The organism is Viridibacillus sp. FSL H8-0110, assembly GCF_038003565.1.
GTDB classification, from domain to species: domain Bacteria; phylum Bacillota; class Bacilli; order Bacillales_A; family Planococcaceae; genus Viridibacillus; species Viridibacillus arenosi.
Window position 1 is genome coordinate 3001058 of sequence record NZ_JBBOPJ010000001.1, and the last position, 13527, is coordinate 3014584.

14 protein-coding genes are annotated in these 13527 nt (G+C 34.0%); 3 read left to right on the forward strand and 11 right to left on the reverse strand.

All coding sequences use genetic code 11. The features are described 5' to 3' along the window. Positions 1-551 precede the first annotated feature (551 nt). Together MHH98_RS14995 and MHH98_RS15000 are read left to right on the forward strand one after the other, a co-directional pair. Complete coding sequence (locus MHH98_RS14995; protein WP_038190329.1) at positions 552-830, forward strand: hypothetical protein; 279 nt, start codon at positions 552-554, stop codon at positions 828-830. A 96-nt stretch (positions 831-926) separates the two neighbouring features. Next, positions 927-1211 (forward strand): hypothetical protein, encoded by a 285-nt coding sequence (locus MHH98_RS15000; RefSeq protein WP_038190332.1) that lies wholly within the window; start codon positions 927-929, stop codon positions 1209-1211. Between the two features lie 136 nt (positions 1212-1347). On the opposite strand, the gene MHH98_RS15005 is transcribed toward MHH98_RS15000, so the two are convergent. From MHH98_RS15005 to MHH98_RS15015, 3 genes are all read right to left on the reverse strand, one after another. Continuing rightward, complete coding sequence (locus MHH98_RS15005) at positions 1348-1842, reverse strand: hypothetical protein (RefSeq protein ID WP_038190334.1); 495 nt, start codon at positions 1840-1842, stop codon at positions 1348-1350. 64 nt (positions 1843-1906) lie between these two features. Then, on the reverse strand, positions 1907-2629 hold the full coding sequence (locus tag MHH98_RS15010; RefSeq protein ID WP_051448842.1) for an N-acetylmuramoyl-L-alanine amidase: 723 nt from the start codon (positions 2627-2629) through the stop codon (positions 1907-1909). Positions 2630-2964: 335 nt separating this feature from the next. Further along, positions 2965-4155: a hypothetical protein gene (locus MHH98_RS15015; RefSeq protein WP_038190336.1), complete on the reverse strand. Its 1191-nt coding sequence runs from the start codon at positions 4153-4155 to the stop codon at positions 2965-2967. A gap of 307 nt (positions 4156-4462) precedes the next feature. Between MHH98_RS15015 and MHH98_RS15020 the strand changes: the two genes are divergently transcribed. Continuing rightward, positions 4463-5431 (forward strand): carbohydrate kinase family protein, encoded by a 969-nt coding sequence (locus MHH98_RS15020; RefSeq protein ID WP_038190340.1) that lies wholly within the window; start codon positions 4463-4465, stop codon positions 5429-5431. A gap of 54 nt (positions 5432-5485) precedes the next feature. Here the strand turns inward: MHH98_RS15020 and MHH98_RS15025 are convergent, their stop codons facing one another. From MHH98_RS15025 to MHH98_RS15060, 8 genes are all read right to left on the reverse strand, one after another. Further along, positions 5486-5896 (reverse strand): PH domain-containing protein, encoded by a 411-nt coding sequence (locus tag MHH98_RS15025; protein ID WP_038190344.1) that lies wholly within the window; start codon positions 5894-5896, stop codon positions 5486-5488. 138 nt (positions 5897-6034) lie between these two features. After that, on the reverse strand, positions 6035-6610 hold the full coding sequence (locus MHH98_RS15030; RefSeq protein WP_038190358.1) for a GNAT family N-acetyltransferase: 576 nt from the start codon (positions 6608-6610) through the stop codon (positions 6035-6037). Positions 6611-7232: 622 nt separating this feature from the next. Beyond that, positions 7233-7448 carry a hypothetical protein gene (locus MHH98_RS15035; RefSeq protein WP_038190365.1) on the reverse strand — a complete coding sequence of 72 codons (216 nt, stop codon included), beginning with the start codon at positions 7446-7448 and terminating at the stop codon, positions 7233-7235. 276 nt (positions 7449-7724) lie between these two features. After that, positions 7725-8849 carry a conserved virulence factor C family protein gene (locus MHH98_RS15040; protein ID WP_340713163.1) on the reverse strand — a complete coding sequence of 375 codons (1125 nt, stop codon included), beginning with the start codon at positions 8847-8849 and terminating at the stop codon, positions 7725-7727. 14 nt (positions 8850-8863) lie between these two features. Continuing rightward, a complete protein-coding gene (locus MHH98_RS15045; protein ID WP_038190371.1) occupies positions 8864-10747 on the reverse strand; it encodes an ABC-F family ATP-binding cassette domain-containing protein in 1884 nt (627 codons plus the stop codon). Then, positions 10744-11346 (reverse strand): HD domain-containing protein, encoded by a 603-nt coding sequence (locus MHH98_RS15050; protein WP_076034174.1) that lies wholly within the window; start codon positions 11344-11346, stop codon positions 10744-10746. The genes MHH98_RS15045 and MHH98_RS15050 overlap by 4 nt, the downstream gene beginning before the upstream one ends. Before the next feature lie 100 nt (positions 11347-11446). After that, the gene (locus MHH98_RS15055) at positions 11447-12577 is read right to left on the reverse strand and encodes a bifunctional cystathionine gamma-lyase/homocysteine desulfhydrase (RefSeq protein WP_340713165.1); all 1131 of its coding nucleotides are present in this window, start codon (positions 12575-12577) and stop codon (positions 11447-11449) included. Continuing rightward, the gene (locus MHH98_RS15060) at positions 12578-13513 is read right to left on the reverse strand and encodes a PLP-dependent cysteine synthase family protein (RefSeq protein WP_038190374.1); all 936 of its coding nucleotides are present in this window, start codon (positions 13511-13513) and stop codon (positions 12578-12580) included. Positions 13514-13527 lie beyond the last annotated feature (14 nt).

Genomic DNA, 13527 nt, shown 5'->3' on the forward strand with positions numbered 1-13527 from the left:
AAACAATTATCTCCATTTTCATGATATGCCGTCATACGTGATTATGCAAATGAACTCAATTGAACTTTCACCAAAATTAAACAAAACAAAATCCAATAAATTCACTTCACCAATAATAGGTAGACCATTTGATACTAACTCATATTTAAGTTAAATTCCGCATGAAGTAAAGCCTACACCATTTTCTTCTACACTCTTTATTTACAGTGCATTTTGGACAAGTTACACCTGCATAAGATTATCATACACTATATAAAGAATTTAAATTTTAAAAGAGCATTCGTTGTGTACTTATGATGATTGGTCTTTATTTTTTTTAGATAATTTAATTAAAAATGATATGTTGTATGCATCGTTTAAAATTAATATTAAATATAAGAGTAGGAAAAATTAATATGTAAACATTCAAATCTAATTTTTTTATAAACTTACCTTTTCTTCGATATTATACATTCATTATTAGCATGTCACTCATACCGCAAAATAACTAATTGAATAATTCCTTTATTTAAGGCGAAAATATATTCAAACTAGTTGAAAGTGGTGTGTGCATGAATTTCCCTATTATCCATACAAATTTTTGGGATGCTGTTATTGCCATTCCAATTATTATGATTATTACTCAACTATTTAAAATCATTTATCATACCCCTTCAAAATTTGTTCCTACAATCTCATTATTCTTTGGATTATTTATTTCAATTTTCATTAGCCACCGACACGATTTTTTCGCTGGTATATTTATGGGCTGGTTTTACGGATATGCAGCTGTAGGAAATTATGCTGCTTTAAAATGTACTCTTATTAGTTACAGGAATCCAGAGAAATAAGAAATTACAAACGAAAAGATGAAGTTATTTTACTATTTAAAATCTACAATAATTGATATTTTGGAACTATTGTTTTATCTGAAGGAGGGTAAAGCATTGAAGAAGAATAACGTGAATATAGATTTAGATGAATTAAGTTCTGCATTACCCGGAACAAAAAATTCCGCCAAAATTGAGGTTCTTGCAGCTACTGTTACAATAATAGCGGATGCTTTATCCGCTCTAGCCATTGTAGAGGAGATAAATGAAATTCAAGCAGAAGAACAGTTAAACACAAAGAACCAATCAAATAATAATCGCCAATTAAAAAACATGCAAAAGCAACTAGATTTTATCGTAGATCAATTAGCTAGAATAGAACGAAAAATTGATAGAAGATAACGGTTTACATTTATCACTTAAACTTGAATAAAAAAAGCCAAGCATGAATTAAAACCAGCTTGACAATTTTTACTATCTATTAAAATCTAATTAAATTTTCTGCTTCAGTTTATTCTATAGATTAGATTATATGAAATCACTGTTTTACTGTCCTCCAACTAATTGCTGGAACGCCAAAATGTCTTTTTATATTTCTTTCGACGTTCAAAAATGTTGCATCAAGTGGATCATTATTAGTGCCTTTTATACAACGTGATGTGAACATATGGCAATTGTTTCTAATAAGATGATAACCATTGTGCGTATTTCTTGCTGCTATCGCTCTTTTAGCAATTGCTGGGTCATGCAAAACATTACCATTCATATCGCAAGCTACATATAGTTCTGTTCCAGAGCGTACAGATGAACCATTTAAAAAATTATAGTAACCTACTTCGATAATTTTTTCGTTACCATTTAATTCTATTATTCTTCTATTACCAACATATATGCCAGTATGATCTGGAGACCCAATTATTGTATTGGGCAGTCCTAGTAATTTACAATAGACTATACTACCTGCAATAGGTTCCACGTGTTTTAGTAAGTGAGCACTTATGAACCTTCTCCAACTTGGATTATTAAATGCCATTAAATTTACCTCCCTTCGAACCAAGATGAGGCATTTAAAATCAATTAGCTTTTCATTTGAGGGATTAAAGTTTTTTCACATATTTGGAGCTCGCTGTCACATATGTTCCGCTAACAGTCTTATACATCGCAGAACCATCTACAAGTACTTTTTTTTCAATAGTTAACCTTTCTCCTTTTTTTACTGTACCAGTGGGTTTTGACCACCGTGGGCCATCGTAGTAATTCAATACGTTTGCTAATACTTGAATCTGGAAAGTCTTGTTTGTTTTTGGCTTTGAAACTGTAGTAATTTTGATTGTTGTAACTAATTTACGGAATGTAGACCAAGTAAAAGCCGCTTTACCACTTCTCATTTTAGATGGACAGTTTTTACCACTCCAATGATTGTGTTGAACAACATTACTAATAGGAATCTTTTCATCTTTCATAATTTTAGCTACTAAAATGGCAGTATTTTCTACTGCTTTTTTGTAATTTCCATCTTCATTCACACAAATTTCAATGTGAATAGAGTTTGCATTACCATCGCCATTTCCATCCCCCGCAGCCCAACACTTTACGCTATGATTAAATGATTGTACAGCTTCCTTATCGTCTACTGTCCAGTGCCAAGAAGCAGCACGGCTATTTCCCATTGCTTGTAAACGAGCATGTGCATTTGCACTAGCGGTTTTTCTTGTATTATCTGTCTCGTGGATAGTAATCCATTTGCGACCGTTTCCTGTCCCACTTGTTACTTTATTCGTGATTGATTGTGAAACTAAGTGTTTTCTAATTTTGACCACTTGTTTTTCACCTCCTTCTATACCTATTCTTGTCCTTAATAAAAACTCAATAACAGTGTCATTACTAACTAATAAATGCTGAACCTACTACTTTTGTGAAAAATATGAGTTTAAAGCCTATTTTTCACATCATGATAGAAAACATACTGAAAAAAACAGGTTACAACCTAGATAGATGCCATTGTAAAGCATATTTCATAGTCCAGACATTTCGTCAGCATGATAAGTCACGATGTAGCATTATCCTCCTTTACTTGTTACATAGTCTTTATAAACTTAAAGAAAGCGTTTTTTCGTAAAAAAAAAACCAGATGCAAGGAAGCATCTGGTTTTTCTTATGAATGCAATAACTCTAAATTATATACGGTAAGATCTTTATCATCTGATTTTAATATTTTATTCAAGTTTTCTACCTTTTGCTCTTCTATCATTTCACCAGTTATAAGATCGTATTTTTCTAAAAAATAAACGTCTTTTTTCCGGTTATTTAAATAAAATAGTGCTTGTCCTCTAAAATCTACTTGCTCAAATTCCGGATGAAATTTACCATTAGGTCGATTAAGTCGGAACTTTTTTTGGATGACATCATTTGATGTATTGTATGAATATACTTCCCCTAACCCGTTAATATAATATAATTCCTTATTATGAAGATGGGTCGAATTATCAAAGTTGTAAGGCAAAGAATCCGATACAATTTCTTCACTACGATACTCAGCGAGGTTTTTAACATCTAAAGTAAATGTTAGTTTATTTATAGTAGCGAGCAAAATGTCTTCTTTGGCATCGTTTTCAAAATAAGATAAAACAAAATAATAATTTTCCTTATCTTCTAAGATGGATGAGATTGGATCCAATTCCTCAGCGTGTGGTAACGGTACTGATGCTAATTGTTTTATATTGACCTTGTTTTTTAAAGTAACAGATTTCAAATCAAAGCTTCCTTTGACTAGATCTTGAGTTAAAACAATTATTTGATTTTTCATCGTACCTGCTGTTGCTACATAAAACGGTAAAGAAGCTGTTTTAAAGCCTGATGTATTGCCATATCGCACACCAGTGTCATAATCTTTATTTTCACTAAAACCGGTGTTATACAAGCTAAAAAAGATTGCTTCTGAAGAAAGGTATCCAGATAACGTATTACGAATTTCATCACGTTTCATCGGAAACTGCTGTGCGTTTTTACCTAATAGATAAACACTTTTCTTAGCATCCAAGTACAATTGCTCACCATTGTACTTACTCGCTCCAAATTCCATTCCGTCCATTTCCATTGCAGTGGCAGATCCTTTTTTATCGATAAATATCGCCATACTTTTTCCAGTTTCTTTTTCTAGCTGTTCTGTTGGTGATGATGCATAAAGAATGGCTCTTTTATCTGCTAAGAATTTTGGTTCTTCCATTGTTTGTTGTTTGATGAATATGGACTTCTTTTGATTCGTGGCCGACACATGAAGAAATGCATATAGCCCTACACCAATCACAATTAAACTCGTGATGGCTATGATCAACTGCTTTTTCATTGGGACCTCCTGTTTTGCTATGTATGAATCGAATAAATGTAGCATTATAATAGCTGTATTTTACATAGTTAATCATACTAAATTTCCACACTTTTTACTATTAACAGTGGATTTTATTCATAAGACGCATTTTATACATCTATGCTATTGTGAAATAGGAATTTATTTAGACTAGAACATTATTAGTAACTAGAATAAAAACACATATACCTGCTATTCTATACCTATTAGAAATCAACTTAAACATTGTAATTCATTTCAATGTAAAATAAAGTGAATAAAGACGTATTGAAGGTGAGGAACCTATATGAGAACACTTTATACAATTGGAGAAGTTTTAATAGATTTCATCCCACAACAGCAAGGAATCATGTTAAAAGACGTTGGGACATTTGAAAGAATGGCAGGTGGGGCCCCAGCAAATGTAGCAGCTACTGCAGCAAAACTCGGGGGAAATGCATCTTTAATTAGCCAAGTAGGAGCAGATGCTTTCGGTCAATTCTTAATCCAAGAATTACAGCAATTAGAGGTAAACACAAGATTAATAAAAATAACAAAAGAGGCAAACACAGCTCTTGCATTTGTGTCTTTAACTACCGATGGGGAACGAGATTTTTCCTTTTATAGAAATCCTTCTGCAGATTTGTTATATAAAGAAGAATACATAAAATCAGAATGGTTCACACAAGGTGATATATTGCATTTTTGTTCGGTCGATTTAGTTGAAAGTCCAATGAAAGAGGCACATAAAAAAGCGATTTCCATTGCACGTGAAAATGCTACTTTGATTAGTTTTGATCCAAATGTTCGACTGCCTTTATGGGATTCAAAAGAAAATTGTAGAGAAACTATATTAAAATTTTTACCTCATACAGATATAGTGAAAATTTCAGATGAAGAATTAGCTTTCATCACTGGTATAGAAGAAGTAGAAACTGCAATTGCATCTTTGTTTACAGGTTATGTAAAAATCGTGATTTATACAAGAGGTGCTAGTGGTGCTACTCTTTTCACAAAGAATGCATCCTTCAGCGTTCCTGGTTGTGATATTAACGTACAAGATACCACTGGGGCTGGTGATGCTTTTATTGGTGCATTCTTATATCAACTATTAACAAGTAACGTTGAGTTGAATGAATTAGTTAATTATTGTATAGAGTTCGCTGACGAATTACTATCCTTTGCCAATCATTGTGGAGCTTTAACGACTACTAAAAAAGGAGCATTTGCTGCTCTACCGACATTAGAGGACATTCAAAAACGCTTAAATAAATAAGATTTGTGTAAAAAGATGCGGTTTAAGTGTTTCAAAAAATCACTTTAACATCACCTATTTTAATCTTTTCTCTAACTCTATTTGAGGATTAATATTTTTTAAGTACGTTATAAGTCCACTGTTATCCTTGGGAGAAACAAGTGCCATGTCATAGTGCTCTCCATAACTAAATTCAATTCGGTCTAATGACAATGCGGAAGAAGCTAATGGATTCTTTGTTCTGGATATTTTTTTAATATCCTTTATTGGAATCTTCTTTTTTAGCAGTCCACTTTGGAATATAAGTAGATCATTAGAGATACTATATCCCGTAGTAAACCAACTCCATCCTAGAAACAATGCTAGTGGAATAGTAAAAAATAGAGCTTCATAATCTTTTTTAATGATTAATGGTAGAAAACAAGAAAATATAACACCCCAATTGATAATACCTATCCAAACATCTTTTTTTGATGGATAATACATTCGACTCACCACCCTTCTTTAATTATTCTATGGGTGATATGAAGTATTAGTTTCAAAAAAGTCTAATCGTCGCTTAATATTCTTATTCTATATCTTTTTTAAATAAAAAAAACGACTCCTGCTTTTAGGGTTCGTTTTTTAGCTATTCGCAACTTTACCGTAATAATCCTTTTGGAACCATTTTAAGAAATCGTCTCGCTTAATGACATTTAAGACACATGGTGTTTTTTCTTGACGCTCCATTTTTATTAGTTCTTCCGGAAATTCTTCTTCAACTGACAATGACATATAAGGAAGTTTGGCTTGGGCTTTTTGAGAGCGAATGTTTTCTACTCTAGCACCAGCAAATACATAATCTAAATCGAACTGATTAAACGCTATTAATAATATCTTTTCTTTTGCTTGCTCATTATACCCCAGCCCCCAAAAAGGATCCGCAATCCACGTACCTATATGACATAACTTCTTTTCATGGTCAATTTCTTTTAGTGTTGTAACACCTATAATTTCAAAAGCAGAATTTATTATAACACGAGATAATTGTTGATTTTCTCTTTCAGCAAGTTGCATGCCACGTATAAAATTGAGTACTCCATTAACTGATGTTTGACAATCATCCATACCTAGTGCATTTTTCACTAATTCCGAACTGATTAATGATGATATTTTATCAGCATACCGGACATCATGAGGTACAAGTTTAATTTTGTCCATAGACGATCTCCTTTCTACATATATTTGATTTGTTATATTTACGATTATTCTTAAATAGAGCTAGCTGAGAGAATTCTTTTATCATTTATGCTATACATTTTTTATTAGTACAATTATAAACAAATGTTCACAAATATTTCAATATTTTTTTCGAATTTCTATTGATATTCCGAAAAACATTTTCCGTTGATCATTAGATTGGGACTTTAAAGGTTTCCCAATTCTTCTTGTAGGATTTGAAAAAAGACTTTCCTTTTGTTCATTAAGATTTCCACAATTAATTTTTCATAGTTCGTGTATAGAAATATTGCGATATGAGAAAAATACATTAAGAATCAGATTCTGTATCTAAAAGGAGTTTTCTTGATGAAAGATCTCAATACAGCTGTCTTCTTCATTGTTCTAGGCATTTCCCTTTTTATATTTTCTATCGTAGCACCTATTCAAAGTTCTGTTGTTAGAGTTATCTTATTTCTGTTGTGTATACAATTTATCTATCGAAGCTTGCGGATATTCTCAGCAATTGAACATAAAAAACGAAATGTACTAAACTAAAAATCATTAACACTAAAAGGACTTCCAGTTTCAGAAGTCCTTTTACATTTACATATGAATTCTTTTATTAAATCTCTTCAAATGAAATATTATGTATACCTTGTAAATGATTGTTTTCTGTTGCATATCGTTGCAGCTCCATTCTAATAGAAGGCGCTATCCATACATCGCAGTCACAAAGGGATGCTGGTATATTTTGAATATGTAGTTCTCCACTGTTAAGTTTGAAACTTTGCACAACTAAAGCTGTTTTTTTTTCACAATCGCATTTTCCACAAATCATACAATCTCTCCTGTTCTTAATTCTACTACTCAGTAATCTATCAATCGTTTTTCTACTTCTTATTACATAACTAATTCATTATACTATAGAGAGACAAAAGTCACACTATAATTATTAAACAAAATATAAAGGAACTACTTTTCAGGAATTATTGTTGATAATAATAACTTTCTTTGTATTTTTCAATTATCTTTTTAAAAATCGATAACTATTCTTCTCATAGTTAATAAAAAGACAGCGTAGGATTTTAATCCCAGCTGTCTTTTAATTATATTTTCAACCTCTTTTTGTAGCACGCGCTTCTGTCATCTGTTTCCAAACAGAACCCTTTGCTTCTTCGCCTTGTGAAATACGAGCAATAGCCATTTTCACTTGTAGTTTAACTTCAAACTCACTGTCATCACTTGCTTCTTCAAGAGCTTTAAGAGAGGCTTCTGTACCCGTTTCATACAAGTACATTGCAGCACGCCAACGTACAAGCTTGTTGCGGTCTTTAATAGACTCCATCATTGCAGATTCAAACTCTACAAAACCTAGATCACTGATGCAATCCCCTGCAGTTCGGCGTACTGAAGAGCTCTTATCATTTAAAGCTTGTACTAACAAAGGTACAACTGCCACATCTTCGATCATACCTAAATAAATAGTTGCTAGACGACGAATAGACATCTTTTCATCTTGTAACGCTTTTTCAAGTAAGGGTAAATCTTCAATTTCCGGATCTGCCATTTGATCTAACAGTTGGAATCGAATTTCCCAATCATCTACTAAAAATTCTTCTAAAGAAACTTTTCGTTTACGCGTTTCAACAACGTCTTTTTTCTCTTTACTTGCCAAGATCAATTCATCAATACGTTGTTGAGGGAAAGAAGCTTCAAGTTCTGCAACAACGCTATCACCTATCTCCTGTTTGTCACCGTAACGGACACCATAGTCTACCCATTTACGTTCATAAATGTAGTTTTCATCTGTACTCATCGCCTCATTAAAAGCATTAATAAATCGTGCTGCTAGTCCAAAACGATTTTCTGCAATACTATCGAAAACTTTGACTTGTAAAGGGATACCTTTAAACATTTGAACATGTACGTATACTTCTCCAAAATGTTCATCCATTTGCTGTTCACTTTTCTTTGTTTGTTCATCTTCACCAAATGCAATGCGAACAGCTGCTAATATACTTTCCCAATCATACTTTGCAATACGTTCTACTGCTAGGAAATCTGCTACGTGATAGACCCCTTTGACGCCTTCGATTGCTAGTATGTCCTGTATTTCTTTTGACGCATCCGTTTTATTGGCTTCGTTATAATTATGTGCTTTCCCAAATGGTAATTCATGATCTAGAACGATTTTCATTGTATTTGGACTAGGTGTTGGTTCTATAGTTAAAATTTTCATTTAATATCCCCCTCTTATTGGTTCACAATGTCCTGTAAGTATTCCCATCGTTCAATAAGGTGCTCATAGTTTGCATTTAGTTCTTCCAGTTCAGCAGTTAATTGTTGAAGTTTTGTGAAGTCCGAACCTGCTTTAGATACACCTTCTTCTGCATCCATAATCGCTTCTTCTAATTTCGCAATATCAGCTTCTATTGTTTCCCATTCTTTTTGTTCTTTGAATGAAAGTTTTTTCTTTTGAGTTTTCACTTTTTGTTCTTTTGGTTTATCAACTTTTTCTTCTTTCACAGGTGCCGGTGTAGCTCCAAGTGCAGCTAAATATTCACTGTAGATATCGAGACTTTCGTCAACTCCACCTTGTCCATCTAATATCCATAGCTTTTTCGCAATACGATCTAAGAAGAAACGGTCATGGGAGATAGTTACTACAACACCTGGAAATTGTTCAATAAAGTCTTCTAAAACAGAAAGCGTTTCAATATCTAAATCATTTGTAGGTTCATCTAGTAAAAGTACATTAGGTTGTTCCATTAATAATTTCAATAGATAAAGACGTTTACGTTCTCCACCAGAAAGCTTTCCAATTGGCGTTCCATGTGTATGCAATGGGAATAAAAAACGTTCTAACATCGATGCAGCCGAATGATGTTCTCCTTCTGAATCTTGAATATCATTAGCTGACTCACGTATATACTCAATCATACGTTGATTATCATTCATTTGTGGTAATTGTTGTGTAAAATGAGCAATACGGACCGTTGAACCTACTTCGATTCGACCTTGATCAGGTGTGATTTCACCAGCAAGCATTTTCAATAGTGTACTTTTCCCTGCTCCATTTGCACCGATAATACCAATGCGATCACCTTGCTGTAAAAGGAATGAAAAGTCTTTAATTATATGACGTTCACCAAAAGATTTTGTGACACTCTCTGCCTCCAACACTTTTTTCCCTAGTCTTGATGTTGCTAAACCAAGCTCCAGACCACCATCATCTGAATTGCGATCAATATTATCAGATAGTTCTTCAAAGCGCTGGATACGGGCTTTTTGCTTAGTTGAACGGGCTTGTGCTCCACGACGAATCCATTTTAACTCTGAGCGATAACGGTTGCGCATTTTCGCTTGAGTAGCAACAGCCATTTCTTCACGAATCGCTTTGGATTCTAAATAGTCACCATAATTACCTTTATGCTTGTACAATGTTTGATCTGCGAGTTCATATATATGCGTCGAAATTTCATCAAGGAAATAACGATCATGGGTGATAAAAATGACTGCACCTTTTAAACGTAGTACCATCTCTTGTAGCCATTCAGTTGATTGCACATCCAAATGGTTAGTTGGCTCGTCTAATAAATATAAATCTGCAGGTTCAATTAGTACTTTCGCTAAAGCTACACGCTTTTGTTGACCACCAGATAGATTGGTTACTTGTTCATCAAACATTTCAATGCCAAGCTTTGTCAGAGCTGTTTTCGCTAATGCATTAACATCCCATGCTTGCTGTGTATCCATTTCTTGCTGCAAACGGAATAGTTGCGTCTGTAATTGTGATGATTCTGGATTTTTTCCGAGCAAAGAGAGTGTATCTTCATAATCACGGTTTAATTTTAAAATCGGTGAATCGCCTGAGAAGACAGCTTGTAATACTGTTTCATCTTGAGCAAATTCTGGATTTTGGGGTAAATGTGCGATGCGGTATTTGTTTGGATGATCTTTGTCAATTTGGTCTGCATCTAAATCTCCAGCCAGTATAGACATCAGGGTAGATTTACCGGTGCCGTTGATGCCAATTAAACCTGCACGTTCACCGCTATAAATAGTGAAGTCAATATTTTTAAATAGAGTTTTATCTCCGACCGTCTTTGTTAAGTTAGATATAATTAAATGGCTCATAATTCCCCGTCTCTTTCATTTTTAAGCTGTTTTAAAAAGCATACCATAAATTCATGCCGTTCTTTAGCCATCTGCTTGCCTTTTTCTGTTGTCATTAAATCTTTAAGTAACAATAGCTTTTCATAAAAGTGTGTAACAGAAGCTGTTTGTTTATTGCGATAGTCTTCAACCGACATATTATGGCGTGCTTCTTCTTGGTCATCATAGAGTTTGCGACCTTTCGCTCCTCCGAATGCAAATGTTCTTGCAATACCAACCGCTCCAATGGCATCTAAGCGATCTGCATCACGCACGATTTGCGCTTCAATGGATGTGGCTTCTAATTGGTTGCCTCCATTGTAAGAAACTGAAGCAATGATTTCTCGAATTATTTGTTGTTTTTTTTCAGATATATTAAGCTGTTGTAAAATTCGTTGTTCATTTTCTTTTGAATCTGTATATTTCGAATCACTTACATCATGTAATAAAACTGCGAGTTCTACTATTTCAGTATCTGCTGAGGGTTCCGTTTGTAAAATTGCTTTTGCATTTTGCATTACCCGTTCAATATGTTGCCAATCATGACTTGCATCAAACTGATTATAAATATCTTTTACCATTTGCTCACATTGTTCTACTATTTTCAATTTTGTTCCTCCTAAATAAAACAGCTACCCTCTATTATAAAGGTAGCCAATCACTTTGTTTCTATTTATTTTATTATAATGCTTGTTCTAAGTCTTCTAGTAAATCTTCTACATCTTCAATACCTACTGAAATACGTACAAGTCCATCTACTATCCCAAGTTCTGCACGACGTTTTGCAGGAATAGAAGCATGGGTCATACGAGCTGGGATGGATATCAAGCTTTCTACTGCGCCAAGACTTTCTGCTAATGTAAAATAACGTAACTTCGAGAGCATTTCTTCTGCTTTTTTTTCACTTCCTACATCAAAAGAAATCATACCGCCAAAGCCAGTTGCTTGTGTCTTTTGTAATTCATGACCTGGGTGATTTTTTAATCCTGGGTAATATACTTTTCCTACCTTACTGTTTTGTTCCAAAAATTCTGCGATCCTCTGTGTATTTGAATTTACTTCTTCTACTCGAATTGGCAAAGTTTTCATTCCTCGCATTAGTAACCAAGAATCCTGAGGTCCTAAAATTGCACCTACAGAGTTTTGAACAAAATGTAATTGTTCTGCTAATTCTGCATTATTTACAACGACAAGACCTGCTATTACATCACTATGTCCACCAATATACTTTGTTGCACTATGCAGAACAATATCCGCTCCAAGTGTAATTGGCTGTTGCAAATAAGGGGTTAAAAAAGTGTTATCGACAATTGTTAGTAGTTGGTACTGTTTTGCTAAAGTACTTATCTGCTTTATATCTGTTATTTTCAACAATGGGTTTGTTGGAGTTTCAATATAGATAGCTTTTGTATTAGATTGTATTGCATCTTCTACAGCCTGATTATTAGCTGTATCAACAAAAGTTGCCTCAATACCAAATCGATTTAAAACTTTTGTAAAAACTCTAAAAGTCCCTCCGTAGACATCATCAGTAACAATAATATGATCACCTTGTTTTAAGAGCATAACTACTGAGCTTATAGCAGCCATTCCTGAACTAAAAGCAAATCCGGCATGTCCATTTTCAAGTTCACTAATTAAAACTTCTAATGCATGGCGTGTTGGATTTCCTGTTCGAGAGTATTCATACCCACGAAATTTACCAACAGCATCTTGTTTATAAGTGCTTACTTGATAAATAGGGGTTGATACTGCACCAGTTGTTTCATCGCCAACAATACCAGCATGAATGAATTTTGTTTTTGCTCTCATTTAAACAGACCCCTCTTCAAATAATTCGTATATTGATTGACTTAAATAGCGTTCACTCGAATCAGCAAAAATGGTAACAATATTACTTCTTGGTTTTGCCACTTGAGCTTCAAGTAGAGCGGCGTGGAAAGCGGCTCCAGCAGAACTCCCTACAAGCAGACCTTCTTTCTTAGCTAACTCTTTTAATGCGTGGAAAGCATCTTTATCTTGTATAGTATGGATGGCATCAAAATACGATTTTTCCATATAATCCGGTAAAAACTCCATTCCAATACCTTCCGTAACATGGGATGCTGCCTTTCCCCCATTTAAAATGGAGCCAACTGGTTCTACAATTACTGTTTTTAACGTGGCTTTTTGGCTTTTTAAGTAACGAGCCGTTCCCATGAAAGTCCCACCAGAACCTGCCCCTGCTACAAACACATCAAGGTTCCCCTCTAAATCTTTCCAAATCTCAGGACCAAGTGTATATTCATATGTTGCAGGATTTACAGGATTGGAGAACTGTGACGGTGAAAAAGAATCAGGAATTTCTTCAAGAAGTTCATTTACCTTTTTTATAGCACCATGCATTCCAAATGCAGTTGGTGTATTGATTATTTCTGCACCTAAAGCTTTCATTAATGTTTGTTTTTCTTGACTGAATTTTTCAGGAACAACGAATTTTACATGATAATTTTTTCCTATTGCTGCAAGTGCTAAACCGATTCCCGTATTGCCAGCAGTCGCCTCAATTATCGTACTGCCTTGGCGTATTACACCCCGATTCTCCGCGTCCTCCAATAATGAAATACCAAGACGATCTTTGACACTTCCACCAGGATTTAAATACTCTAATTTCGCAAATATTCGACAATTATTAGGGATTTTAATATGTGTAATCTCCATTAATGGTGTATTGCCTATTAATTGTCGAACATTATTATACAAAGCCATATTTAATCCACCTT

Coding starts and splice junctions, on each gene's coding strand:
- MHH98_RS14995 (WP_038190329.1), top strand. CDS start 552: ATGAATTTCCCTATTATCCATACAAATTTTTGGGATGCTGTTATTGCC.
- MHH98_RS15005 (WP_038190334.1), bottom strand. CDS start 1,842: ATGGCATTTAATAATCCAAGTTGGAGAAGGTTCATAAGTGCTCACTTA.
- MHH98_RS15015 (WP_038190336.1), bottom strand. CDS start 4,155: ATGAAAAAGCAGTTGATCATAGCCATCACGAGTTTAATTGTGATTGGT.
- MHH98_RS15020 (WP_038190340.1), top strand. CDS start 4,463: ATGAGAACACTTTATACAATTGGAGAAGTTTTAATAGATTTCATCCCA.
- MHH98_RS15025 (WP_038190344.1), bottom strand. CDS start 5,896: ATGTATTATCCATCAAAAAAAGATGTTTGGATAGGTATTATCAATTGG.
- MHH98_RS15030 (WP_038190358.1), bottom strand. CDS start 6,610: ATGGACAAAATTAAACTTGTACCTCATGATGTCCGGTATGCTGATAAA.
- MHH98_RS15035 (WP_038190365.1), bottom strand. CDS start 7,448: ATGATTTGTGGAAAATGCGATTGTGAAAAAAAAACAGCTTTAGTTGTG.
- MHH98_RS15040 (WP_340713163.1), bottom strand. CDS start 8,849: ATGAAAATTTTAACTATAGAACCAACACCTAGTCCAAATACAATGAAA.
- MHH98_RS15045 (WP_038190371.1), bottom strand. CDS start 10,747: ATGAGCCATTTAATTATATCTAACTTAACAAAGACGGTCGGAGATAAA.
- MHH98_RS15050 (WP_076034174.1), bottom strand. CDS start 11,346: ATGGTAAAAGATATTTATAATCAGTTTGATGCAAGTCATGATTGGCAA.
- MHH98_RS15055 (WP_340713165.1), bottom strand. CDS start 12,577: ATGAGAGCAAAAACAAAATTCATTCATGCTGGTATTGTTGGCGATGAA.
- MHH98_RS15060 (WP_038190374.1), bottom strand. CDS start 13,513: ATGGCTTTGTATAATAATGTTCGACAATTAATAGGCAATACACCATTA.